This is a genomic window from Brucella sp., from assembly GCF_032066345.1.
Classification (GTDB): domain Bacteria; phylum Pseudomonadota; class Alphaproteobacteria; order Rhizobiales; family Rhizobiaceae; genus Brucella; species Brucella pseudogrignonensis.
In genome coordinates, this window is record NZ_DAMBKZ010000002.1 from 165,217 (window position 1) to 190,288 (window position 25,072).

Sequence of the window (25,072 nt, forward strand, 5' to 3'; positions counted from 1 at the left end):
TCATGACCGCCGGCGTTCCTAATGCCCGATTGATCGACATCGAGCTGGATGAATCCATCGGCCGCTCGACGCCTGATGTCGAGCATGAACGCGCGGTCGCTATTTTTGATCTGATTGAAGAAAACGCTTTCCACCCGGTCGGAGACGATATGGGTGGGCCATACAAACTAAAACTCTCCTTGATGGAATCGCGCCTGATTTTTTCCATCATGCGGGAAAGTGGCGATGTGGTTGCGACTCACATTCTATCGCTAACGCCACTTCGCCGTGTAGTGCGTGATTATTTCATGGTTTGCGAAAGTTATTATGAAGCGATCCGTTCAGCGACTCCCAGCAAGATCGAAGCTATAGATATGGGACGGCGTGGCTTGCACAATGAAGGATCACAAGTTCTGCAAACACGACTGAACGGCAAGATCGAAGTCGATTTTGCAACCGCTCGGCGGCTTTTCACGCTCGTCTGCGTGTTGCACTGGCGGGGCTGATCCTTAATGCGTGTTGAGGACGTGATCGCCACACCGGAAGAAACAGAGGTCCAGAAACGGCCAACTTCCGTACTTTTCGTCTGCGGCAAGAACGCGATCCGCTCACCAATTGCCGAGCTTCTTGCAAGAAAGCTGTTGCCACCCAATATGTATATAGCCTCTGCGGGCGTGCAACGCGGCGAGCGCGATCCCTTTGTCGATGCGGTTCTGAATGAAGAAGGGCTGTCGCTCGACAATCGGCAACCGCGCGGACTGGAAGAGCTGGCGGACGGTTATTTCGACCTTATCATTACATTGACCCCGCTTGCGCATCATACTGTGCTTGAACGAATGCGCGGTTTTTCGGTCGATGTAGAATATTGGCCGACACCGGACCCGACCCTTGTTACCGGCAGTCGCGAGCAGATCATGAACGCTTATCGTGATGTGCGAGACCGCTTAAAGCGCCAAATCACGGCTAGATTGGCGCCGAATTAACATCACCCAATTCGGTTGTTCACAAATGCCGCCTAATCATATAGGTTCCGGCCAAATTTAAAGCTGCGGCCCGGTTTCGGGCCATTTTATCAAAGAAAGAAACAGGTATCGTATGCCGAAAGAAGAAGTCCTAGAATTTCCAGGCGTTGTTACGGAACTGCTGCCAAATGCAATGTTCCGCGTGAAGCTCGAAAACGACCATGAAATCATCGCCCACACTGCTGGTCGTATGCGCAAGAACCGCATCCGTGTTCTCGCTGGCGATAAGGTTCTGGTCGAAATGACCCCTTACGACCTGACCAAGGGCCGTATTACCTACCGCTTCAAGTAAGCCTCAACTCGCTTCTCAGGAAAACTGGTGTCTATGATCGCGCAACATAAGCTGGTTCTTGCCTCCGGCTCTCCCCGCAGGATCGAGCTTCTGGGGCAAGCTGGCATTGAGCCGGATCATATTCAGCCGGCTGATATCGACGAAACGCCTGAGCGCGCGGAACATCCGCGTTCGCTGGCGCGTCGTCTTGCGCGTGAGAAGGCAAAGGCCGCCCAGGAACAACTCAAGAGTGACGAGAATTATTCCGGTGCTTTTGTTCTGGCGGCTGACACGGTTGTTGCCGTGGGACGACGGGTTCTGCCCAAGGCAGAAATCACCGACGAAGCGCGGGAATGCCTGCGTCTTCTGTCGGGGCGTACGCATAAGGTTTTCACCGGCGTTTGCCTTGTTCTGCCCAATGGCAATCTGCGCCAGACGCTCGTTGAAACGCGTTTGCGTTTCGAGCGCCTGTCACGCAAACAGATTGACGCCTATCTCGCTTCCGGTGAGTGGCGCGGCAAGGCTGGCGGCTATGCCATCCAAGGGCTTGCGGGCAGTTTCGTGGTCAAGCTGGTTGGCTCCTATACCAATGTGGTGGGCCTGCCATTGCAGGAAACTGTAAGCCTGCTGGCCGATGGTGACTATCCGGTCTATGCTAATTGGGAAAGCGGCAAGGTCTGAAAATCCCATGAGTGACAAGAAAGACATATCCACCGCACCGGATGCACGGGTAACGCCATTGCGTCCTACTCGTCCCTGCCCTGAATGCGGAAAGCCGTCGGTGCGCGATACTTATCCGTTCTGTTCACCGCGTTGCAAAAGTATCGACCTCAATCGTTGGCTTTCGGGAAGCTATGTCATCCCGGGAAAAACCATCGAAGAAGAGGAAGAGAACGACAACTGAGCCTTATTGGCTCAGATTTCCACAGTGAAATCGGTGCTTTAGCAAGTTTATAAGAAATCTTATAAAAAGTGCGATAGGGTGCTGGACAGCGCGAAATTTAATGCTATAACGCACCCACTTCCGGCGGACACCAACACCGCCACACGGTGAGAAATCACCTGCAGGATGCCCGGATAGCTCAGTTGGTAGAGCAGCGGATTGAAAATCCGCGTGTCGGCGGTTCAAATCCGTCTCCGGGCACCACTCTTCTCCAGATGATGTTCCCAAGCATATTTTTTTGCTCTTATAGCCTTGGTATTTGATGTCTCGCGTTCAGAGGACTTATGAAATTCTCCCCAGCCGATCAGAACGCGCTTTTCAATATTATGCGCTGGCGGCGGGACGTAAGGCATTTCCTGACAGATCCCATACCAGAAGAACTGCTCACAAGGCTGCGCGAGGCGATGCATTATGCGCCATCTGTCGGCAACTCGCGGCCATGGCGAATCTTCCAGGTTGAAAGCACTGAGAAGCGTGAAGCCGTCTATAGTCTGTTTGAGGCATCAAACCGGCAGGCCGCACGCATCTATGATGAAGCTCGTGCCAACAAATATCAGCAACTCAAACTCGAAGCCATTCGCACCGCCCCTGTGCAACTGGCTGTCTTCACCGAGACCGACCCTGTGGAGGGCCATGGGCTGGGTCGTCAGACCATGGCATCAACGCTTGAACAAAGCACTGCAATGGCTGTGCAGAACCTCAATCTCGCTGCCCGCTCTCTCGGTCTTGGCGTGGGAATGGTTTCGATTCTTGAACCGGACGCCATGAAGAGACTGTTTCAGGTACCAGAACACTGGTGCTTCAGTTTCTATCTCTGTATCGGCTGGCCATGTTTCGAGAGCGAAACGCCACTTCTGCATGAAAACGGCTGGCAACAAAATACGACCCTTCGTTGGGATAAAATCTAGAGCTCAACCAGTCGTTGGTTGGGAGTATCCACATGGCGCTCTTGGGTGTATTTGATAGTTGATTGATACATTCCAATTTGCTTAATGATGCCCCATGCTTCTACACGACAAACATCGGCTCGCTGTTCTCACTTCCTACAACACGATCGAGATGGGGCAAGATCGCACATTGGATGCGCTCTGCAATCTCGTCCTGTCGACGTTTGGTGTGCCGATGGCAGCGGTCTCTCTGGTCGATGAACGCGTCACGCATCATATTGGCATGGCTGGCTGCACTTTTGGCGATGTGCCCAATGAGAACACCTTCTGCTCACGAACCATCGAAAGCCAAGTGCCCTTTCTGGTGGAAGACGCGACATCCGATGATCGCTTTGCCGCCAATCCCTTTGTGAAAGATGCGCCGGGTATCCGCTTTTATCTTGGCGCACCTCTGATTGCTCCAGACGGCTCGACGCTGGGTGCAATCTGTGCGCTCGATACAAAATCGCGGCCCTGTACCTCTGAAGAAATACTGAAACTCACCAATCTTGCGAGCACCGCCGTCGAAATCCTGAGTATGCGCCGCATCATGCGTGATGCCCGCAAGCTGGCGCTTGTCGACGGTTTGACCGGCATTGCCAATCGCACAGGCATCGAGCTGGAAATCGAGAAGGCCATTTTAGCGCTCCGTAATCATGGGCTGACATTCTCGCTGCTCTATTTCGACGTTGATCGTTTCAAACAGATCAATGACGAGCGCGGTCACTCTGCAGGCGACGAATTGCTGCGGCTGATCGGAGAAGTGCTTGCCGGGCGCAATCGGCCGGATGAGGTCAGCGCGCGTCCTGGCGGCGATGAGTTCATTGTGCTGCGATTGGGCAGCACCAAGGCCAGCGACCTTGCAGAAGCACAGCAAATCAAGGCTTTGCTTGATGATGCCGTTGCGCGTGAAGGCTTCAATGTCAGTTTCTCGATGGGCCTTGTGAGCTTCACTGTTGCGCCTGCCGATGTGACCGCAGCGCTTTATGCGGCAGATGCTCTGCTCTATGACGCCAAGCGCCGTGGCAAGAATCTGATTTCCGCAGGCGAACAGAAATAAGCTTTTCCAACGCACCGATCAGTTTCACTTTTCAGTGAGATTGCGGCGTACCGCCTTGCTGCGATTGATCTGCAGCGCTTCTTCTGCGACCACTGCACCCTGCAGATAATTGGGAATGTTATCTTTCGGGTTTCAGCGCATTGCGCTTATCATCACATGACTTATTCAACATCTTAGCGAGGATTTTCCATGCTCTGGACCTTGTTTGGCATTCTTTCGGGTGCCTGTATCGCTATTCAGGCTCCCATCAATGCCGCACTGGCTCGCGGGCTTGGATCGCCAGTCACCGCCGCTGCAATATCGTTTCTATCGGGTGCGGTCATTCTTGGTATGATCGCAGCCGTAACGGCGCGTGTTACCGGCGCAATTCCAGCGTTCAATGTGCCAGCGGGCTGGTTGTTTGTGGCTGGCGGTGCGCTCGGCTGCATCTATGTCACGACATCGGTTTTGCTGACACCACGTATCGGGGCTGCCGCCGTGATGGGCCTTGCTGTAGCTGGACAATTGATGGCCGGACTGGCCGCAGACCGCATTGGTTTCATGGGCGTTGCTGTGCGCGAGATCACTGCGGGACGCATCGCAGGCGCGGTCCTGCTTCTCACCGGCGCGCTGATGATCCGCTTTCTCTGAGGCATTTCCAAAAAGCGTAAAGCAAATTTGCTTCGGACGAAGCGTCAAACAAAAGCCGCGCTGGACATGCTTCCAGCGCGGCTTTTTTATCAACCCTTGAAGGTATATTCCGCAATCGACTGTGGCTTCATTTCAATCGAGAAGCCCGGCAGCGATGGCGGCATATAAGCCGCATCCTTGATGATGCATGGTTCGATGAAATGCTCGTGCAGATGGTCAACATATTCGATCACACGACCGTCCATGGTGCCGGAAACGGCAACATAATCGATCATCGAAAGATGCTGCACATATTCACAAAGGCCAACACCGCCTGCATGTGGCCAGACTGGCTTGTTGTATTTCGCAGCAATCAGCAGCACGGCCAGAACTTCATTCAGACCACCCATGCGGCAGCTGTCGATCTGAACGATGTCGATAGCGCCTTCCGCGATGAATTGCTTGAACATGATGCGGTTCTGGCACATTTCGCCGGTCGCAACCTTCACATCGCCAATGGCTTCGCGAATTTTACGATGACCTGCAACATCATCCGGACTGGTTGGTTCTTCGATGAAGAAAGGCTTCGAGAAAGCAAGCTTGTTGACCCACTCGATCGCCTGATCGACTTCCCACACCTGATTGGCGTCGATCATCAGATAACGATCCGGACCGATCACTTCGCGCGCAATGGTCAAGCGGCGGATATCGTCTTCAAGATCACGACCAACCTTCATCTTGATGTGGTTGAAGCCTTCGTCAATCGCTTCCTGACAAAGACGACGCAGCTTGTCGTCGCCGTAGCCGAGCCAGCCAGCCGAGGTCGTGTAACAAGGATAGCCGGTGGCTTCGAGCGAAGCTATACGCTCAGCCTTGCCGCTTTCAGCCTTGCGCAGAATTTCGACGGCTTCATCGCGGGTCAGCGCATCGGTGAGATAGCGATAATCGACGATATCGGCAATTTCTTCCGGCGACATATCGGCCACGAGCCGCCATACCGGCTTGCCCGCCTGCTTTGCAGCGAGGTCCCAGAAGGCGTTGACGACCGCACCGGTGGCGAGATGCATCGCGCCCTTGTCCGGGCCGATCCAGCGCAACTGGCTATCGCCGGTCAGGTAACGCCAGAACTTGCCGGGGGCCGCGAGGAAATCATCCATCGAGGAGCCGACAACCAGATGGCGCATAGCGAGAATGGCCTGACAGCAAATGTCATTGCCGCGACCAATGGTGAAGGTGAGGCCATGACCCTTCAGCGCTTCGTCATCCGTATCGAGGATGACATAAGCTGCCGAGTAGTCCGGGTCCGGATTCATCGCGTCAGAGCCGTCCAGACTTTGCGAAGTCGGGAAGCGCAGATCAAAGACGCGCAGATCAGTAATTTTCGTCATGTTTGATTCCGTGATCTGAGCATGATCCCCAAAAATGGAGACCGGCTTTAGAAATCATGCTCAAGAAAATTAAACGTCCGCGCGCACGTTCTGCTTCTGCGAACCGAGGCCTTCAATGCCGAGTTCGACAACATCGCCAGCCTTGAGGTAGCGCGGTGGTTTCATGCCCATGCCAACGCCCGGAGGCGTGCCAGTGGAGATGATATCGCCCGGCTGCAGTGACATGAACTGAGAGAGATAGGAAACCAGATGACGCACACCATAGACCATGGTCTTGGTCGAGCCGTCCTGCATGGTTTCGCCATTGACGGTGAGCCACATTTTGAGATCCTGCGGATCAGCAACTTCGTCCTTTGTCACCAGCCATGGGCCGGTCGGGCCGAATGTGTCGCAAGACTTGCCCTTGGTCCACTGACCGGCGCGTTCGATCTGGAAAGCGCGTTCCGAAACGTCATGCAGCGTGCAGTAGCCAGCAACATAATCAAGCGCATCCTCTTCCGAGACATATTTCGCGGTCTTGCCGATAACGATGCCGAGTTCGACTTCCCAGTCGGTCTTTTCCGAACCGCGGGGGATCAGCAGATCATCATTCGGGCCGACGATGGCCGAGGTTGCCTTCATGAAGATGACCGGCTCTGGTGGTACAGCCATGCCGGATTCTGCTGCGTGATCGGCATAGTTGAGGCCGATGCAGATGAACTTGCCGGTACCTGCAACGCATGGGCCAAGGCGCGGGTTGCCTTCGACCTTTGGCAGCGCATTGACGTCCAGCGAACCGAGCTTGGCGAGTGCTTCAGGATTGAGAACGGCACCCGACAGATCGCTGACATGGGCAGAAAGATCACGGATATTGCCGTCGGCATCGAGAAGGCCCGGCTTTTCCTGACCGGTTTCGCCATAGCGAAGAAATTTCATGAGATTACTCCTTGTGGGGATTTGCAGCGGCGAACTTAAATTGTCCAGCCACCATCGATGTTGTATGCCTGACCGGTTGTGTAAGTGGCGCCTGCGAGATAGACCGCGAGGTCGGCAATTTCTTCCGGCTGACCGATACGGCCAATTGGCTGACGCGCGATGAAAGCTGCACGCTGCTCTTCATAATCGCCCTGCGCACGCAGACGGTCTTGCAGCGACGGGCTTTCAACCGTACCGGGGCAGATGGCGTTGCAGCGGATGCCCTTGGCAACATAGTCGGCAGCAACAGCCTTGGTCAGACCGATGACAGCCGCCTTAGTGACACCATAAGCAAAGCGGTTTGGCACGCCTTTAACGCTTGAAGCAACGGATGCCATGTTGACGATGGCACCGTCCTTGCGCTCCAACATGCCCGGCAGCACGGCCTGAATCGTGCGGATCATCGCCTTGACGTTGAGATTGACGGCGAAATCGAGGTCTTCGTCCTTCATTTCCAAAATCGAACCGCCATGGACGACGCCTGCGCAGTTGAACAGAATATCGATCTGGCCAATCTCGGCCACGAGCGCCTTGACTTCGGCTTCGTCAAGCACATTGAGCTTGCGGGTGATGATACCCGAAACGCCTTCGAGTTCCTTGAGCGCCGCTTCGTTGATGTCGGTCGCATAGACCTTGGCACCTGCTTCCGCGAAAGCCAGCGCACTTGCGCGGCCAATGCCCTGAGCAGCCGCTGTGATCAGCGCTGTTTTTCCATCAAATCGTATCGTCATAGTTATGCCTTCCGTTCAACAAGCAGGATGTGATCGCAAGCCAGCACCACTTCGTCCCGCTGATTAAGCACTTCGCACCGCTCGGTAACGCGGCCCATATTTGCCCGCTTCGGGTCGTCTTCCTTTGCGCTGATCGTTACGCGTGTGCGGATCGTATCGCCGATATGCACCGGACGCACGAACCGAAGGCGGTCATAGCCATAGGAAAACGCAACAGGGTTAATCAGCGTCGCAGTCAGGCCGACGCCGATTGCAAAGATCATCGTGCCATGTGCAATGCGCTGACCACCAGGCAGAGTTTTTGCAAATTCCGCATCCATGTGGTGCGGAAAGAAATCACCCGTATGACCGGCGTGAACCACGAAATCCGTTTCGGTGATCGTGCGGCCATAGGTTATGCGCTGAGCCTCAAGTTCATAATCTTCAAAATAGATTACCTGTTCAGACATGATCAAAACTCCGGTTTTGCAGCAAGCGGCGTGGCAGGCGCAGCGCTTGACTGATAGGCCGCTTCAACCAGCGCCATGGTGTGCCATGCATCTTCAACCGAGCCGATCAGTTCTGCATCTTCACCAGTGGCGAAGCGCTGCAACTGCGCCATGCGGTTTAAGAATGCGTCCGGAAACCATGCGCCTTGAAGCTCCACCTGCACCCAGTCGTCTACGCCTTTTGGCTTGATCCAAAGCTCGTCCGGTTCGCCGCGTGGATAGTCGAGATTGACGCCGAGTTTCACGTAAGCAGCACCCTCGGTGCCACAAATGCGGAACTCGCAGGCCTGAAATTTGCGGCCGAAATCATGGTCGTGATTGACCGACAGCGCACAGCGCACGTGGTTGCCATAGTCGAGAATTGCAGCCGTGCGGGTCTGTGCGACTTCATGGTTCGGATGGCCAATGGTCTTGGCGTGAACGCCTTGCGGATTGCCGAGCAGACCGCGCACGAAATCCAGATAATGGATCGAGTGCATGGCGATCTCAATACGTGGCAGACCTTTCAGGAACGGCCACAGACCCCAAGGGGTTGCAAGCGCCAGCCATGCGTCGAAATCCACCACTTCGCCAAGCAAGCCCTGATCCACAGCATCGTAAAGTGCCAACATCATCGGCGCGAAACGCAGCTGGAAATTCACCGCAGCTTTGAGATTACGAGCACGGCAGGTTTTCAGAATTTCCGTAGCAGCTGCAAGATCGCTGCCCATCGGCTTCTGGATCAGAACCGCAGCACCTTCCGGCAATTGCGCGAGGATCGAAGCATGGGCTGACGGCGGTGTTGCCAGATCGAAGATCGCGCCCTCAACAGCCAACGCCTCTTCAATGCTGGCAAAAGTCTTCACATTCCATTTGTCGGCGAGTTCTTTGGCCTTATCAAAATTAGGATCGAAAATGCCCGCAACCGGAAAACCGCCCTTTTGATAAGCGGGCAGATGCGCGTCGCCGACAATGCTGCCCGCGCCGAAAATCACGATGGGTTTCGGCTGCGTGGGTTTGGCCCACCACTGGCGCAAGGTTTTTGGATCAAAAGCCTCAGTCATGATGGAAAACCTCCTCCATCATCGCCCACCATTCACCCTCTTTACGGGTTTCAAGCGGCTTCTGGCATGGCATACAGACTGACCACCATTCCTGATTTTTAGGATTATCAGCCATCTTCTTCATGTCGGCTTCAAAGTCGGTGCCGACATAGTCCCATGTACCAAACAGCAGGTTTTCCGGCTCTTTGAGAAAAATCGTGTAATTGGTGATGTTGCACTCGGAAATGAGCGCCAGAATTTCCGGCCACACGCGCGCGTGCAGCTTCTTGTATTCTGCAATTTTCTCAGGCTTCAGCCCAATCACCATGCCCATTCTTTCAGCCATTATGATCTCACGATCTCGCGGGTGAATTCGGAAACGGAGCGCGCGCGCACGGCATCCCAATCCCACGAAATTCCAACGCCAGCTTCCGATGGCGCAATGGCGTGGCCATCACGAATTTCCATACCCTTGGTGGTCAGGTCATCAAGCTGTGGGATATATTCGACATAGCGCCCGTTCTGCACGGCACAGGTGAGGCTGACATGCAGTTCCATCAGGAAGTGCGGGCAAACCGGAATGTCGAAGGCTTCTGCGGCGTGTGCCACTTTCAGCCAAGGGGTGATGCCGCCGATACGCGCCACATCCACCTGCACGATGGAGCAAGCGCCCTTCTGCATATATTCGCGGAAATGGCGGATCGAATAGATCGATTCACCCACGGCAATCGGTGTCGGTGTTGAACGGGTCAGGCGGATATGGCCATCAAGATCATCCGCCGGAAGCGGCTCTTCGATCCATGCTAGATCAAGTTCTTTCAGTCGCTCTGCACGACGGATCGCTTCATCCACCGTAAAGCCCTGATTGCAATCGGTCATGATTTCAAAGCCATCGCCCACGGCTGCGCGAACAGCAGAAAGACGCGCATAATCTTCCGAACCATGCGGCTTGCCGATCTTGACCTTGGAGCCGGAGAACCCCTTGGCTTTGGCGGCTAGAGCATCCTCGACCAGCGCTTCTTTCTCAATATGCAGCCAGCCGCCTTCGGTCGTGTAAAGCGGACAGCGATCCTTGGCACCACCTGCAAGCTTCCATAGCGGCAGGTTTTGTTTCTTCGCACGCAAATCCCAAAGAGCTGTATCGATTGCAGCAAGCGCCAAAGCGGTAATCGCGCCGATGGTTGTGGCGTGGGTCGCAAATTCGAGCTTACGCCAGATCGCCTCAATGCAATCTGCATCCTCATTGATAATCAGCGGCACCAGATGGTCGTTCAACAAGCGCATGACGGACGAGCCGCCAGTGCCGATGGTGTAGCTATAGCCGGTACCCACTGCACCATCACTGTCAGTGATGGTGACGATTGGTGTTTCCTGACTGACGAAGCTCTGGATCGCATCGGTGCGCTTGACCTTCGGCGGAAGGTCAACCATGCGCAGTTCAACTTTTTCAATGCGTGCCATATCTATACCGCCAAGCTCTTGCCGCTCGCCGCATCAAACAGATGGGCCTGCGACAGATCAAAATGCATGGAGATTGCTTCACCGGAATTGAGAGGGCGCGGGTTGAGCATACGCGCTACCCATTCCTTACCGGCGAACTCGACAAAAACCAGTGTTTCATTGCCAAGCGGCTCGGTGATCGAAACACGCAGGTCCTGCTCATGCGATGTACCGGCATCACCCGAAGACAGGCCGTGGCCGGTCGGGAAAAGATCATCCGGACGCAGACCGAATGTTACCTTGGCACCATCCGTAACCTTGGCCTTGAACTGTGCAGGCACTGGCAGGCGGTCGCCGCTGGCAAAGACCAGTTCCGAACCCTGCACGGTTGCCTCCGCCATATTCATCGGCGGAGAGCCGATAAAGCCCGCAACAAACTGCGTGGCCGGACGCTTGAACACTTCATCCGGTGTTCCGACCTGTTCAATATGGCCATCGCGCATGATGACGATGCGGTCAGCCAGCGTCATGGCCTCAACCTGATCATGCGTCACATAAACGACTGTAGACTGCACCTTGGCATGAAGCTTCTTGATCTCCGTACGCATCTGCGTGCGCAGCTTCGCGTCGAGGTTGGAAAGCGGTTCATCGAACAGAAACACTTCCGGATTACGCACGATGGCGCGGCCCATGGCAACGCGCTGGCGCTGACCGCCCGAAAGCTGTGCCGGACGGCGCTCCATCAGAGCTTCAAGGCCAAGAATGGCGGATGCTTCATTCACACGACGGTCGATTTCCGCCTGTGGCTGCTTGGCGATTTTGAGCGAAAAGCCCATATTCTCGCGCACCGACATATGCGGATAAAGCGCATAGGACTGGAACACCATGGAGATGTTGCGATCACGCGGCGGCAGATCGTTGACCAGCTTGCCGCCGATTTCCAGCGCGCCGTCGGAAATGCTTTCAAGACCTGCGATCATGCGCAGCGTCGTGGACTTGCCACAGCCGGATGGGCCAACGAGCGCTACAAATTCCTTGTCGGCGATTTCGAGATTGATGCCATGCACCACTTCGATTGTGCCATAGCGCTTGACGAGATTTTTAATGGAAAGCTGAGCCATTGTAATATCAACCTTTAACCGCGCCGAACGTCAGACCAGCAACAAGATGCTTCTGAACGATGAATGTGAGGGTCAGCGCCGGAATAATCATCACGACCGCCAGCGCGCACATGCCACGCCAGTCGATGGTGAATTCAGCGGTGTAATCGAGAAGACCGACAGGAAGGGTCTTGGAATTGACCGAGCGGGTGAGCTGGGATGCCAGCGCATATTCGTTCCATGAAGTGAGGAAGGCGAAAATGCCAGCAGTCGCAATGCCGGGACCGGCCAGCGGAAACTCCACCTGCCAGAAAGCCTGCCAGCGCGTGCAGCCGTCAATCTGGGCTGCTTCCGCCAGATCCTTCGGCACCTGACGGAAGAAGCCGTCGATCAGCCAGATCGTGAATGGCACATTGAGCGCCACATAAGTGACGATCAGACCGAAATGCGTGTCGATGATGCCGATGCGCGAATAGAGCATGAAGAGCGGCAGCGACAAGGCGATGCCCGGCACCGAGCGCGTTAGCATAAGACCGAGGAATGTCGTCGACTTGCCCCAGAAGCGGAAGCGCGCAAAGGCATAGCCACCTGAAATGCCGACGATCAGCGCGATGATGGTGGATGTGACCGAAATAATCAGCGAGTTGCGGAAATAATCCCAGACCGGAATGCCGCCGCCGCCAGCACCAGAGAACATTGCATAATAAGCGTCGAGCGTGATTTCCTGCGGTATCCAGACCGGCGGCTTTGCCATGATTTCAACCGGCGGACGCAGCGAGGACAGCACGATCCACAGACCGGGCAGGCAGATGATCGTCATCGCAAGAAACAGGCCGATGAGGTAGGCGACTTTCTTGACGCGGCGCAGCAGGCGATGCTGATCATTAGAGAGGGTTTTGGAAGCCATGATTACCACTCCGCTCCGATTTGCGCGCGTGCGGCTGCAAGCTTACGGAAGAACATTACGGTGAAGAGGATCGAGAGCAGGATCGCGATATAGGCCATTGCATTGGCCAGTCCCATCTGCGCATCCGAATAGGCGGTGCGCCCGACCAGCGTCCAGATCAGCTCGGTTCGCCGTGCCGGACCACCATCGGTCATGATCTTCACAATGTCATAGGCACGCGCCACATCGAGCGAACGAATGGTCATCGCGATGAAGGCAAATGGCATCAGATAAGGCCAGATGACATAGCGGAATGTCTGCCATGGCGTGCAACCATCAACGCGCGCGGCTTCAACCGGATCCTGCGGCATGGACAGAAGACCACCCAGAATGAGGATTGCAAACACCGAGGTCGACATCCAGACTTCTGCCATCAGAATGGCAAACAGCGCCAGATTGCCGTCGATCAGCCATGGAATGGCGGTGTCGGTGATACCCAGCGATTGCAGCGCATTGTTCACAAGACCGATATTGTCGTTGAACATGAATTTGAACTGGAAGCCAACCAAAACCGGCGAAAACATCATCGGGAACATCATCAGCGTGCGCAAAACGCGCTGGCCGTGGGTGGCCTTATTGATGAGCAGCGCCAGACCAAGTCCGAGCAGCATTTCCAGATTGAGCGCGATGGTGAGGAAGATCACCGTGCGAATGAATGCAGCCCAGAACACCCAATCACCCATGATGCGCTGATAATTTCGCAGACCGATGAAGTTGAACAGGCTGTCAGGACGCGTCAGCCGGAATGGCGTGAAGCTTGAATAAAGCGAAAGCGCGAGGGGAAACAGGACCACCGCTGCTAGGATGATGAAGGCCGGAAGCAAAAGCAAAACCGGCGGGGAAATTCGTTTAAACATTGTTCTTCCGAAGCGGTCATTAAGCGCAAAATTGGCCCGCCCCGTTCAGAGCGGGCCATGAAGTCACAGTTTAAATGAGGCGATAGGCCTAGAGTTCGCCAGCATCCTCAAGGATCTGCGTTGCCTTCTTGGCTGCATCATCAAGCGCCTGCTGCGAGGTCTTGTCACCAAGGATCGCTGCCTGAAGTTCAGGATAGACAGCGTTGGAAATTTCGATCCATGACGGGGTCTGCGGAACCGGGAAAGCGGTCTTTGCCGTTTCCTGGAACACCGACAGAACTTCCTTCTTATACGGATCGGAAGCAGCCTGTTCGATGACATAATCCCAGACAGCGGTACGGGTTGGCAAAGTGCCGGCAGCCGATTCCTGCTTCTGCGAATCCTCGTTGGTTAGGAACCAAACGAGCGAAGCAGCAGCTTCTTTCGTGCCGCAGGATTCAGTGACTGAGAAGCCGTGATGACCCGACCAGCCGGTGCGCTTGCCGGAAGAACCTGCCGGTGGTGGAACGATGCCGACATTGCCTGCGACCTTCGACGACTTTGGATCGTTGAAATAGGTTGCCCAGCCCGGCCAATCCAGATTGAGTGCAATGGTGCCGGATGCAAAGCCAGCGCCCAGCTCATCCCAGAGATAGTTGGTGGTGCCTGCAGGAACGGCCTTGGCCTTGTAAAGATTGACGAACCAGTCGAGCGCACGGACACCGGCTTCAGAATTGAAGGCTGGTTTGCCGTCCTTGAGATATTCGCCGCCTTCAGCGACCAGCATTTCATAGAAGCGGCCGTTGATGGCTTCTTCCTTGCCCGCAAACTGCGTGCCGTAGAAATTCGGCGGATCGGCAAAGAACACAGCCTGATCGGAAACTTCTTTCCAGGTCTTTGGCGGTGCCAGATCGTAGCCGTATTTTTCCTTGAATGCGGTCTTCTTGGCGTCGTCTTCGTAAAGGCTCTTCTGATAATAGAGCGCTGAAACGTCGAACTGCGCGCGTGGCAGCATGATCAGCTTGTCGTTAAGCGTCGAAGCCTTGATCACCGATGGCACGAAGCCTTCGATTTCTTCTTTTGGAAGCAAACCATTCAGATCGGCATAGAGATCAGGATATTGCGGCGCAAAAGACGAGTGGTTGGAGCCAACGCACCAGTTGATCGAACCCGAAGCGATGTCCGACTTAATTTCCTTGTCCAGCTCGAAGTGATTCTTCTTGGACAGGATGTTGACCTTGGCACCGGTCGCCTTTTCCCATTCAGCAATGCGCGAATACAGCGCTTCATACTGCTGACCGCCAATGAGCTTGGCATTGATGGTGACGCCCTCAAATTTACCCGGAAGTTCCGCAGCCCCCGCGGAAACCATTCCTGCAGCCAGCAGAACAGAACCTGCCAGCACAGATGTCGTGAAATTCCTCATGCTTCTCCTCCTACTAGAACACCGCGCGCCCTTTTTTGGACGCCCCATACGGCGCTCTAACCTCCTTGAGCCCGATCATCGTGTTTCCCGAAATTCCAATCTGACTTCAGGCCGACGCTTTTACGGACAACTCCCCAGTCCGCACCCGATTGTGCTTCCTATATTTATATGCAAACATACTATTCACAATCGGTCAAGGCGATTTCGATGGCTTCACTACTTTCATCACTTGCGATGTTCGTATATGAAGTATGCTATTCACGAAGGGGACCAGTTTGGAAACAGATGATCGTTATCGCGCGCCTGCGCTGGACAAGGGGTTGGATATTCTCGAACTGCTGGCCAGTGTCGATGGTGGACTAAGCCAGGCCGAGATTGCCAAGCACCTCGACCGCAGCCCCAACGAGTTTTACCGGATGCTCGATCGTCTGGTGAAGCGCGGTTACGTGACCAAGCTCGAAGGTGACCGTTACTCGCTGACGCTCAAGCTGTTCGGCCTTGCGCATCTTCATGCGCCGGTGCGCAGACTTGCTTCCTTTGCCACGCCTTTCATGCGCGAACTTGCTGATCGCTCGAAGCAGGCCAATCAGCTTGCTGTGTTTGATCGTGGTTCTGTCGTGGTGATTGCACAGCAGGAAGCCCCGGATTACTGGGGGATTTCGATCCGCGTCGGTTCGCATATCAGCCTTTTCGACACGGGTTCCGGCCATGTGCTTCTCGCCTTCCGCACGCCGGAAGAACGCAAGATGATGATTGCCGAATATGTCAAAGACGGCGAGAGCGGCAATCTCGATGAAAGCTTCTATGAGCGACTCGATCAGATTCGCGAACGCGGCTACGAAATGATGCCAAGTGCGCAGGTGGCTGGCGTCTACAACCTCTCTGCACCGATTCTCGGTCCTGACGGCTCATGCATCGCAGCCCTCACCTGTCCTTATGTCACGCTCGTCAATTCGACGTTCGCACCTGACATCACACAGACCATCAGCCTGCTGCAAAAGACCGTCAAAGACCTCTCAAAGCTGGTCGGTTCCGATATCGGAACAACAGATTAATCCAGACCGATAATTCTTATTTGAAAACTCTCTTCTTTTTTGAAAGTATGACATCGGAGGAGAGTTTTCATGATTATCGATACCCATCTGCATCTGATAGACAAAAGCGCGCTCAACTATCCATGGCTGGGAGACGTACCAGCTTTGAACCGCGATTTTCTGTTTGAGACCTATCGGAAGCAGGCCGAACGTTGCGGCATTAAAGCAGCATTACACATGGAAGTGGACGTTTCTGCCCCTGAAATTGTGGCAGAGACCGCTCACATTATGGCAATCTCGCGTCAAAATAATGGCTATATCAAGGGCGCGATTGCATCTTGCCGCCCGGAAGAACCGGGATTTGCCGAATATCTGGAACAGAGCCGCAGCAATCCTTTCATCAAAGGCTTTCGCCGTGTGTTGCATGTCGTACCCGATAATGTCTCTGAGGGCGCTCTGTTTCGGGAGAATATCAAGCGGCTGGAAGGCACCGGCCTGACCTTTGATCTCTGCACACTCCCGCACCAGATCGACAAGGTTCTGGCGCTGGCAGATCTCGCCCCCGACGTGCAGTTCGTGCTTGATCACTGCGGCGTTCCGGACATCAAATCAGGTGCGCTGGAAGTCTGGCAAAAGGGGATTACCGAGATTGCGCAACGCGACAATGTAGTTGCCAAAATCTCTGGCGTGGTTGCCTATGCCGACGCGGAAAGCTGGACCGTCGACACGCTGCGCCCCTATGTCGAACATGTGATTCAGTCATTCGGCTGGGAGCGGATTGTATGGGGAAGCGATTGGCCTGTCTGCACCTTAGCGAGTAACGTCGACGCCGGGCTTTCCACATGGGTGGCGACAACCCATGCACTGCTTAAAGGATGCAGCGAAGACGAAAAGGCATTGCTTCTTGCCGACAATGCGCAGCGCATCTGGAAGATTTAAACCTAAAGGCTGGCGAGTTTTTCGCCAGCCAATTTGTTGAATTAAAAGCTTTCGCGGAAAAGCCGGTTGAGATCGGCGACAACGACCTCCGCCTTCTCATTGTTCAGCAAGCCCTTATTGATACGCTCGGAAGCCGCTTCCTGAAACGGCATATAGCCATTGTGACGCGGACGCACCCACGCCCCTTCCAAGGTTGCGCGCGTGTCGCGATAGAAGCCCGATGTTGCGTTGTTTACCCCATCGTCTTCCCATGCTTCCGCATGTCCCGGCTGACCGTTGGACGCCGCGTAAAGCCCTTTCTGCACCTCACCGCTTGCAATCCAATAGGCGAAGTCGATTGCCGCTTCGGGATGCTTGCTGAAGGCTGAAACCGCAATACCCGTGCCACCCAGAGCCGAGCCTGCAACACCTGCTGGACCCGATGGAATATCGGCAAAACGGATCAGGCGATCGCGGAAGCCCGGCATGGCATAATTCACATAGCCGTAAATCAGCGGCGAACAGGCAATTTCGGATTCTGGCTCTGCCATTTCCTCAAACACCGCAATCGGGTCCATGCCGAAACATTCAGGCTTAACCAGCGAAGCAACCTCGCGCAGTTGCTCAAAAGCTTTCGCACCATCCTCAACAGCGATCAGCTCGCCTTCAACCGCGCAAGGCGTTCCGGCATTGGCAACCAGTGTATAAAAGCACATCAGCGAATGCGGCGAGCGCAGTGGCAGCAGGACTTTCCCGGCGCGCGCCAGACGCAGCACCTCGCCCCATGAGGTAGCTGGCTTGTCCATCAGGTCCGGACGCCATGCTTGAACCTGTGTTGCTGCATCGAGCGGAAACGCCCATTGCCGCCCCTGCCAGTTATAGCTTGGGAAGGACTGGCCCACAGAGCCATCGGCAAGCTCTTTCAGTTCCGTTTCGCGGCCCGGCACATCAAGCGGCAGCAGACAACCTTCCTTGGTGATCTGGCCCACATGTGGATGGTCGATTACGATCATATCGAAATTGCGTGCCAGTTCCTCAACCGGAAAGGTCTCGAAATCCTGTAGCGACCGCTTTTCCCACTCAATTTCGACGCCCTTGTCAGCAAGCCATTGTTCGGCACCTGCGACCATCGGATCATAGCCGCGCGGGTGGCTCCAGGTCATGCCTTTAAGCTTGATCATGCTCATAGACCGAACTCCTCGCGGATTGCTTTGCTGTTTTCGCCAATGCGCGGCGCGGCGCGTGCGACCTTCGGGCGCTGTCCGTTGATGCGCAGTGGGGAACGTGTGGTGGTGATGGCAACATCATCTTCACGCGTCACTGTCTGGAGCATGTCGAGGGTTGAGAAGCCTTCGCTTGCGAGCAATTCTTCCCAGTTGAGAACGCGGGCGCACCAGATATCAGCTGGTTCCAGAATGGCGAGCCATTCATCGACGGTTTTCTCGGCAATGCGGGCAGCAATCAGCCGCTTAATCTCATCGCGTTTTGCGAAAGCAACTTTCGGATCGGCAATAAAAGGCGCAAGCGTATCTGTTTCAAGCAGTGGTGCCAGTTTCGCAATCGGCATCATGGCGATTGCGAGATAACCGTCCGCTGCCGGATAGACACCGTAAGGTGCTGCGAGATAGGCGTGGGCACTGCGGAAATCGGAACGCTTTGGCAGGCGACGGCCATCGTTAAGGTGGGTGGTCAGCACTTCAAACTGGAAATCAACCAGCGCTTCGAGAAGGCTGGTCTCGACATGCGAACCTTTATTGGTGATGCCGCGGCGAACCAGCGCTGCGAGAATTCCCTGAGCGGCTGCAGCCCCTGCCAGCATATCGGCAACCGCCAGACCGAATGGGACCGGTCCCTGCCCCTCATCACCATTGAGCCACATGAGGCCCGAGCGCGCCTGCGCCAGCAGATCCTGTCCGGGACGTCCGACCCATGGCCCTTCTTCGCCATAGCCGCTGATCGATGCATAGACGAGACGCGGATTGATTTCTTTGGCGGCCTCGTAATCAAGACCAAGCCGCTTGATGACACCGGGGCGGAAATTCTGGATCAGCACATCGGCCTGTGTGAGAAGCTTCTTCAATGCAGCCAGATCGTCGGGATTTTTGAGATCGATCGCGAGGCTATCCTTGCCGCGATTGATCGCATGAAAAATCGTGGAATCGCCCCCGATTTCCGTGTCGCTCAGATAAAGTCTGCGCGAAAGATCGCCACCATCAGGCCGTTCAATCTTGATGACGCGCGCGCCCAGATCCATCAGACGCAACGAGCAATAAGGCCCCGACAGAAACTGGCTCATATCGACAACGACAAGCCCGCTCAGCGGCAGTTCGCTTTCCGACATCGGGAAATTCCCTCCTCATGAATTTCTTATGTAAATATAGTCTTCACATATGGATTTATAGAAGGCAAGGCTGAAATTGGGGTATTAGAGCGCATTTCGATCTGATTGGATCAGATCGGCGCTCTAATCTCTTATTTTGACGCGCATCTTTTTCCGATCGAAGCGGGATAAGAAATCAGTCCAGTGGACTGATTTCCCCGCGAAGCCGTTTCACACTTTTCGGGATGCGCTCTAATGCAAAAACGCCGCCCGGTGGGGCGGCGTTTTTAAGGAAATAAGGGATCAATCAGAGCGTCAATTCGACTTCATTACTGGCCAGTTCCAACAAGGTCCAAACGTGATCAGCGAATGAGTTCCACACTTCGATCCGGTAATGATCGGCATCCCACTTCAGCAGAATGATCTGGGCATGATCGAAGATCGTGCGGGCAGCACCCGGAATGCTCATCTTTGAAAGCTCAAGCGGGGAAGCAGCATTCAACAGCCATTCGGCTTGGGGCCCGGAAATGTCGATGCCGGTTTCGCGGTGACTGACTTCCGTCAGGCTGTGCGGCTCACTCTCGTAGAGCTTGGCAAAGGCCTGTGTAATGGCGTCCGCCTTGCTTTCATCTGCCCAGATATACCATTCATCCGGTCCGATGCAGGCAACCGCAATATCGCCATTGCGCGTAAGGCCACCGATCTTAGCCGGGAATTTTGCACCCAGTGCCTTTTCAGCTAAGGCCAGTTTTTCCGGAGCAATGCGCAGGACAAAGCGGGCAGCGTCAACGGCTGCATGGATTTCTAGACGACCGGGAATGACGACCTTACGGTTCGAATAAGGTTTTGTCTCAACAAGCATGGTTCAATCCTTATCCGTTTAACTTCTTGCCTTCGGGGTCATAGAAGACCATGCCCGAAACAACCGCTTCATGCACTGTGCCATCAGGCATCGGCATATAAAGCGTTTCGCCCATACGATCCTTACCACCTGATACCACGGCCATAGCGATAGACCGGCCAAGCGCCTCGCTCCAATAGGACGAAGTGACATGACCAAGCATAGTCATAGGCAACGCCTGCTTTGGATCAACGACAATCTGCGCACCTTCTTCCAGCACCAGCTTTGGATCGTTGGTCAAAAGACCCACAAGATGCTTGCGATCTGATTTGAGCATATCCGGACGCGCCAGCGAACGCTTGCCAACGAAGTCCGGCTTCTGCTTGCCGACGGCCCAGCCGAGGCTTGCATCATCCGGCGTTACGGTGCCGTCCGTATCCTGACCGACAATGATATAGCCTTTTTCCGCGCGCAGAACGTGCATGGTTTCGGTGCCGTAAGGCGTGATGTCATATTGCTGACCGGCCTCATAAAGCGCTTTCCACAGCGACAGACCGTAACGGGCGGGCACGTTGATTTCATAGCCTAGCTCGCCGGTGAAGCTCATGCGGAACAGACGCGCTGGCACGCCTAGGAATTTGCATTCCACAACCGACATATGCGGGAAAGCTTCGTCAGAAATATCCAGACCTTCAACCATTGGCTCGATGAGCTTGCGCGCATTCGGGCCATTGATCGCGACCACGGCCCACTGTTCGGTGGTCGAGGTCAGCCGCACTTTAAGGTCCGGCCATTCGGTCTGGAGATAGTCTTCCATCATATTGAGAACACGCGCGGCACCGCCGGTTGTGGTCGTGACATGGAAACGATCCTGCGTCAGACGACCGACAACACCGTCATCGCGGATGAAACCATCTTCGCCAAGCAACAGACCATAACGGCAGCGCCCGACACCAAGCTTCGTCCATGGGTTGGTGTACATGCGGTTCATGAATTCCGCGGCATCCGGGCCGACCACTTCGATCTTGCCAAGGGTGGAAGCATCAAACATGCCGAGCGACTGGCGGGTTGCCTTGCATTCACGCGCCACAGCCTGATGCATGTCTTCGCCGGTTTTCGGGAAATACCATGCGCGACGCCACAGCGAGACCGGCTCAAAAGCTGCGCCATGCTGTTCAGCCCAAGCGTCAATTGGCGTCTTGCGCGTGACATCAAACAGTTTGCCGCGATTGTAACCGCAGAAAGCGCCAAAGGTCGTCGGCGTATAAGGCGGACGGAAAGTGGTGAGACCAACCTGCGGCGTTGGACGCTTGAGTGCATCGGCTGCAACAGCCAGACCGTTGATGTTTGAGGTCTTGCCCTGATCGGTCGCCATGCCATTGGTGGTATAGCGCTTGACGTGCTCGATGGAATGGAAACCCTCGCGCACGGCCAGACGAATATCCTTGGCAGTCACATCGTTCTGGAAATCGATGAAAGCCTTGGCCTTGCCCGGATCGCGATCGGTTGGCAATTCGCGACAGCTCACACCATCACAGACGAAATCACCGGCAACCGCATATTCAGACGCCTTGGTCTTATACCCGGAATCCTTGGCCGCAGCGGCACCCGCTTCCGCACCCTCGCGCAAGGCGGCCTGCAAATCGAAATTGCCATTGCCAGCACCGGCACAGCGGCTTTCCTCGGTGCGTTCGCCCGGCAGATATATCTGACGTGCTTCGTCCCAGACCAGCGAGCCCTTTGTGTGCGAGAACAGATGCACGCTCGGATTCCAGCCGCCAGACATCAAAACAACATCGCAGGCAATCGCGCGCGCCGCACCGACCGAGCCGTTAGAAACCGGATTAGCGCGAACCGACGACACGCGATGGCGCCCGCCGGTGTCTGTCACAGTCCAGCCGGTCAGTGTTTCAATGCCGAGCATTTTTGCACGATTGATAAGGCTATCGGCAACGCTTGAACGCACATCGATGATGGCTGGAACCTTGACGCCTGCAACCGCTAGATCGAAAGCCGCAAGCCATGCGCTGTCATGCGAGGTGACAACGACAGCCTGATTGCCTACTTTGACACCATAGCGATTGAGATAGGTACGCGCAGCGGAAGCCAGCATCACGCCCGGACGGTCATTGCCAGCAAAGACGAGCGGCTTTTCGATAGCGCCCTGCGCCAGCACCACCTGTTTTGCGCGCACACGCCACATGCGTTCACGCGGCGCATTGGTGGCGGGCTTGGCCTGATGATCGGTCAGGCGCTCACAAAGGCCGACCATGTTTTGATGGTAATAGCCAATGGCCGTTGTGCGCGGCAAAAGCGTGACATTCGGATTGGCTTTAAGGGCCGCTATGGTTTCATTGAGCCAGTCCCAGCTTGCGCGGCCATTGATGACCGGCTCTGGTTCCGACAGAAGAGAACCGCCAAATTCGGCCTGCTCGTCAACGAGAATAACCTTTGCACCACTCTTTGCCGCCTCAAGTGCCGCAGTCAGACCGGCAGGTCCACCGCCAGCGATCAGCACGTCGCAGAAAGCATAGCGGCTGGCATAGGTGTCCGGGTCCGGCTCAGATGGCGACCTACCAAGACCGGCAGCGCCACGGATGAAAGGCTCATAGACCTTGTTCCAGAAGCTTTTGGGCCACATGAAGGTCTTGTAGTAAAAGCCTGCCGAGAAGAACATGTAGAGCGCATCATTGATCGCGCCAACATCGTGCTTCAATGATGGCCAATGGTTCTGGCTTTCGGCTTTGAGACCGTCATAGAGTTCGAGAACCGTTGCGCGCGTGTTCGGCTCGTAGCGACCCGGCCCACGCGAGACGCCCATCAGCGCATTCGGCTCTTCGGAACCGGCAGAAAGAATGCCGCGCGGGCGGTGATATTTAAATGATCGACCGGCCAGATGTTCGCCATTGGCAAGTAAGGCGGAGGCCAGCGTATCACCTTCAAAGCCAGAATAGGTCTTGCCATTGAAGCTGAACCGCACGGACTTGGCCTTATTGACACGGCCTTTGTTATGAATGCGCATATCGGTCATTATTTCGCCTCCGCAGCCGGAGTTTCTGCCAAAGCAGGACGGGATTCACCAGCCTTGTAGGTAATGACAAACTTGTCGCTTACCGTGTCGCGCACCGCATTGAAGAAGCGACCGCAGCCATTGATATGCCGCCAGCGTTCATAATGAGTGCCGCGTGGATTGGAACGCGTGAACAGGAAATCACGCCATTCATCATCGGAAAGCGTCGATGGGTCGGCTGGACGCGCGATATGCGCTTCGCCTGCATAGGCGAACTCCAGTTCTGGGCGTTCCATCTCACAATAAGGGCAACGGATAAGAAGCATTTTTGTCTCCCTCAGAGCATGATCCCGAAAAGTGGAAACCGGTTTTCGGAAAAGATCATGCTCAAGAAAATTAGTGCGCGACAGCAGCAGCAGCCGCTTCATCGATCAGGCGACCGGTGGTGAAGCGTTCGAGCGTGAACGGTGCGTTGATCCAGTGTGGTTCGTCACGGGCAATCGTATGCGCAAAGACATGCGCCGAACCCGGTGTCGCCTTGAAGCCACCCGTACCCCAGCCGCAATTGACAAACAGGCCCGGCACCGGCGTCTTGCCAATGATCGGCGAACGATCCGGTGTGACGTCAACGATACCGCCCCATTTGCGCAGCATCCGCATACGAGTGAAGATCGGGAAGACTTCGCAGATGGCCGCAAGCGTGTGCTCGATCAGCGGCAGACCGCCGCGCTGGCTATAGGACACATATTGGTCGGTACCGGAACCGATCACCAACTCGCCCTTGTCGGACTGGCTAATATAGGCGTGGACCGTGTTGGACATGACCACGCAAGGGAAGATCGGCTTGACCGGCTCGGACACCAGCGCCTGTAGCGGGAAGCTTTCAAGCGGCATGCGCACGCCTGCCGTATCCATGACAATGGATGTGCTGCCAGCAGCGGAAACCGCCACTTTCTTCGCCTTGATGAAACCGCGTGGCGTATCAACGCCTGTCACGCGACCCGAAGCATCGCGGCGAATGGCCGTAACCGGGCAATTCTGGATGATATCAACGCCGCGCTCCGTCGCACCGCGTGCGTAGCCCCATGCAACCGCATCGTGACGGGCCACGCCGCCCCGCCGCTGCAAGGTAGCACCCACAACCGGATAGCGCGCATTGGCCGAAATATCGAGCGGTGGGCAATATTCCTTCGCCTGTTCTTTGGACAGCCATTCATTGTCGATGCCATTGAGACGATTGGCATGGATATGACGCTTGAAGCTCTGCACATCATGCACCGTATGCGCCAGCATCATCACCCCGCGCTGCGAGAACATGACATTGTAGTTGAGGTCCTGGCTCAAGCCTTCCCACAGCTTCATCGCATGTTCGTATAGATGCGCGCTCTCATCATAGAGATAGTTGGAACGGATAATGGTGGTGTTGCGCCCGGTATTGCCGCCGCCAAGCCAGCCTTTTTCGATGACCGCAACATTGGTGATGCCATGTTCCTTGGCCAGATAATAGGCGGCACCCAGACCATGCCCGCCAGCGCCGACAATGATCACATCATATTCGGCCTTGGGTTCGGCATTCGGCCATTGCGGCTTCCAGTTCTTGTTACCGGAAAGCGCGTTGCCAACGATAGAAGCTAACGAAAAGCGGGACATATACAAACCACCAGTCTTACGGTTCACGCTCCCATGTGGCGCATGAAAAACCTCTGTAGATATTTGTATTGGGTCGCGGACGATATCGACAGCAGGCTTGCGTCAAAAGACGTCATAAATACGACATCGGCACCATTTCGCGACATGATGTTTCATGG

Annotated in this window: 27 protein-coding genes and 1 tRNA gene; 11 read left to right on the top strand and 17 right to left on the bottom strand. The window is 55.2% G+C overall.

What is annotated here, in order from left to right; all coding sequences use genetic code 11:
• Nucleotides 1-2: 2 nt before the first annotated feature.
• From RT142_RS03305 to RT142_RS03345, 9 genes are all read left to right on the top strand, one after another.
• Complete coding sequence (locus RT142_RS03305) at nt 3-485, top strand: UPF0262 family protein (protein WP_313027333.1); 483 nt, start codon at nt 3-5, stop codon at nt 483-485.
• A 6-nt stretch (nt 486-491) separates the two neighbouring features.
• Nucleotides 492-962 carry a low molecular weight phosphatase family protein gene (locus RT142_RS03310; RefSeq protein WP_064320122.1) on the top strand — a complete coding sequence of 157 codons (471 nt, stop codon included), beginning with the start codon at nt 492-494 and terminating at the stop codon, nt 960-962.
• A 112-nt stretch (nt 963-1,074) separates the two neighbouring features.
• Nucleotides 1,075-1,293 (top strand): translation initiation factor IF-1, encoded by a 219-nt coding sequence (gene infA / locus RT142_RS03315; RefSeq protein WP_007873428.1) that lies wholly within the window; start codon nt 1,075-1,077, stop codon nt 1,291-1,293.
• Nucleotides 1,294-1,326: 33 nt separating this feature from the next.
• The gene (locus RT142_RS03320; protein WP_064320121.1) at nt 1,327-1,953 is read left to right on the top strand and encodes a Maf-like protein; all 627 of its coding nucleotides are present in this window, start codon (nt 1,327-1,329) and stop codon (nt 1,951-1,953) included.
• A gap of 7 nt (nt 1,954-1,960) precedes the next feature.
• Nucleotides 1,961-2,176: a DNA gyrase inhibitor YacG gene (gene yacG, locus RT142_RS03325; RefSeq protein WP_064320120.1), complete on the top strand. Its 216-nt coding sequence runs from the start codon at nt 1,961-1,963 to the stop codon at nt 2,174-2,176.
• Nucleotides 2,177-2,343: 167 nt separating this feature from the next.
• Nucleotides 2,344-2,419: transfer RNA gene (locus tag RT142_RS03330), tRNA-Phe, on the top strand.
• 80 nt (nt 2,420-2,499) lie between these two features.
• Nucleotides 2,500-3,123: a 5,6-dimethylbenzimidazole synthase gene (gene bluB, locus RT142_RS03335; protein ID WP_313027336.1), complete on the top strand. Its 624-nt coding sequence runs from the start codon at nt 2,500-2,502 to the stop codon at nt 3,121-3,123.
• Between the two features lie 94 nt (nt 3,124-3,217).
• Nucleotides 3,218-4,201: a sensor domain-containing diguanylate cyclase gene (locus RT142_RS03340; RefSeq protein ID WP_312469550.1), complete on the top strand. Its 984-nt coding sequence runs from the start codon at nt 3,218-3,220 to the stop codon at nt 4,199-4,201.
• A 189-nt stretch (nt 4,202-4,390) separates the two neighbouring features.
• Nucleotides 4,391-4,831, top strand: coding sequence for a DMT family transporter (locus tag RT142_RS03345; protein WP_007873422.1), 441 nt, complete (start codon nt 4,391-4,393; stop codon nt 4,829-4,831).
• A gap of 89 nt (nt 4,832-4,920) precedes the next feature.
• On the opposite strand, the gene RT142_RS03350 is transcribed toward RT142_RS03345, so the two are convergent.
• The 11 genes from RT142_RS03350 to RT142_RS03400 all read right to left on the bottom strand — a co-directional run bounded on the left by RT142_RS03350 (nt 4,921) and on the right by RT142_RS03400 (nt 15,141).
• The gene (locus RT142_RS03350) at nt 4,921-6,198 is read right to left on the bottom strand and encodes an L-fuconate dehydratase (RefSeq protein WP_194779159.1); all 1,278 of its coding nucleotides are present in this window, start codon (nt 6,196-6,198) and stop codon (nt 4,921-4,923) included.
• A 69-nt stretch (nt 6,199-6,267) separates the two neighbouring features.
• Complete coding sequence (locus RT142_RS03355) at nt 6,268-7,113, bottom strand: fumarylacetoacetate hydrolase family protein (protein ID WP_313027343.1); 846 nt, start codon at nt 7,111-7,113, stop codon at nt 6,268-6,270.
• 35 nt (nt 7,114-7,148) lie between these two features.
• Nucleotides 7,149-7,883, bottom strand: coding sequence for an SDR family oxidoreductase (locus RT142_RS03360; RefSeq protein WP_113496017.1), 735 nt, complete (start codon nt 7,881-7,883; stop codon nt 7,149-7,151).
• 2 nt (nt 7,884-7,885) lie between these two features.
• On the bottom strand, nt 7,886-8,332 hold the full coding sequence (locus tag RT142_RS03365; RefSeq protein WP_079211455.1) for a MaoC/PaaZ C-terminal domain-containing protein: 447 nt from the start codon (nt 8,330-8,332) through the stop codon (nt 7,886-7,888).
• 2 nt (nt 8,333-8,334) lie between these two features.
• Nucleotides 8,335-9,414: a Gfo/Idh/MocA family oxidoreductase gene (locus RT142_RS03370; protein ID WP_313027350.1), complete on the bottom strand. Its 1,080-nt coding sequence runs from the start codon at nt 9,412-9,414 to the stop codon at nt 8,335-8,337.
• A complete protein-coding gene (locus RT142_RS03375) occupies nt 9,407-9,739 on the bottom strand; it encodes an L-rhamnose mutarotase (RefSeq protein WP_064320114.1) in 333 nt (110 codons plus the stop codon). The genes RT142_RS03370 and RT142_RS03375 overlap by 8 nt, the downstream gene beginning before the upstream one ends.
• Nucleotides 9,739-10,854 carry a mandelate racemase/muconate lactonizing enzyme family protein gene (locus RT142_RS03380; protein ID WP_313027353.1) on the bottom strand — a complete coding sequence of 372 codons (1,116 nt, stop codon included), beginning with the start codon at nt 10,852-10,854 and terminating at the stop codon, nt 9,739-9,741. The genes RT142_RS03375 and RT142_RS03380 overlap by 1 nt, the downstream gene beginning before the upstream one ends.
• Before the next feature lie 2 nt (nt 10,855-10,856).
• On the bottom strand, nt 10,857-11,954 hold the full coding sequence (locus RT142_RS03385) for a sn-glycerol-3-phosphate ABC transporter ATP-binding protein UgpC (RefSeq protein WP_313027356.1): 1,098 nt from the start codon (nt 11,952-11,954) through the stop codon (nt 10,857-10,859).
• Nucleotides 11,955-11,961: 7 nt separating this feature from the next.
• Nucleotides 11,962-12,840 carry a carbohydrate ABC transporter permease gene (locus RT142_RS03390; protein ID WP_064320112.1) on the bottom strand — a complete coding sequence of 293 codons (879 nt, stop codon included), beginning with the start codon at nt 12,838-12,840 and terminating at the stop codon, nt 11,962-11,964.
• Between the two features lie 2 nt (nt 12,841-12,842).
• Nucleotides 12,843-13,736 (bottom strand): carbohydrate ABC transporter permease, encoded by an 894-nt coding sequence (locus RT142_RS03395; RefSeq protein WP_064320111.1) that lies wholly within the window; start codon nt 13,734-13,736, stop codon nt 12,843-12,845.
• Nucleotides 13,737-13,824: 88 nt separating this feature from the next.
• Nucleotides 13,825-15,141: an ABC transporter substrate-binding protein gene (locus tag RT142_RS03400; protein WP_112804656.1), complete on the bottom strand. Its 1,317-nt coding sequence runs from the start codon at nt 15,139-15,141 to the stop codon at nt 13,825-13,827.
• A gap of 251 nt (nt 15,142-15,392) precedes the next feature.
• On the opposite strand from RT142_RS03400, the gene RT142_RS03405 reads away from it, so the two are divergent.
• Together RT142_RS03405 and RT142_RS03410 are read left to right on the top strand one after the other, a co-directional pair.
• Nucleotides 15,393-16,196, top strand: a complete 804-nt coding sequence (locus RT142_RS03405) for an IclR family transcriptional regulator (RefSeq protein ID WP_064320110.1) — start codon at nt 15,393-15,395, stop codon at nt 16,194-16,196.
• A gap of 69 nt (nt 16,197-16,265) precedes the next feature.
• Nucleotides 16,266-17,114: an amidohydrolase family protein gene (locus tag RT142_RS03410; RefSeq protein ID WP_113487443.1), complete on the top strand. Its 849-nt coding sequence runs from the start codon at nt 16,266-16,268 to the stop codon at nt 17,112-17,114.
• A gap of 41 nt (nt 17,115-17,155) precedes the next feature.
• Here RT142_RS03410 and RT142_RS03415 read toward each other — a convergent pair whose 3' ends face one another.
• The 6 genes from RT142_RS03415 to RT142_RS03440 form a co-directional block, all read right to left on the bottom strand.
• Complete coding sequence (locus RT142_RS03415) at nt 17,156-18,280, bottom strand: extracellular solute-binding protein (protein ID WP_313027363.1); 1,125 nt, start codon at nt 18,278-18,280, stop codon at nt 17,156-17,158.
• On the bottom strand, nt 18,277-19,434 hold the full coding sequence (locus RT142_RS03420; protein WP_007873393.1) for a CaiB/BaiF CoA transferase family protein: 1,158 nt from the start codon (nt 19,432-19,434) through the stop codon (nt 18,277-18,279). The genes RT142_RS03415 and RT142_RS03420 overlap by 4 nt, the downstream gene beginning before the upstream one ends.
• 286 nt (nt 19,435-19,720) lie before the next feature.
• Complete coding sequence (locus RT142_RS03425) at nt 19,721-20,275, bottom strand: sarcosine oxidase subunit gamma (protein WP_313027367.1); 555 nt, start codon at nt 20,273-20,275, stop codon at nt 19,721-19,723.
• 10 nt (nt 20,276-20,285) lie between these two features.
• Entirely contained in the window at nt 20,286-23,285 is a 3,000-nt protein-coding gene (locus RT142_RS03430; RefSeq protein ID WP_313027370.1) for a sarcosine oxidase subunit alpha, read from the bottom strand.
• Nucleotides 23,285-23,590, bottom strand: coding sequence for a sarcosine oxidase subunit delta (locus RT142_RS03435; protein WP_313027373.1), 306 nt, complete (start codon nt 23,588-23,590; stop codon nt 23,285-23,287). The genes RT142_RS03430 and RT142_RS03435 overlap by 1 nt, the downstream gene beginning before the upstream one ends.
• A 70-nt stretch (nt 23,591-23,660) precedes the next feature.
• Nucleotides 23,661-24,914: a sarcosine oxidase subunit beta family protein gene (locus RT142_RS03440; protein WP_313027377.1), complete on the bottom strand. Its 1,254-nt coding sequence runs from the start codon at nt 24,912-24,914 to the stop codon at nt 23,661-23,663.
• Nucleotides 24,915-25,072 lie beyond the last annotated feature (158 nt).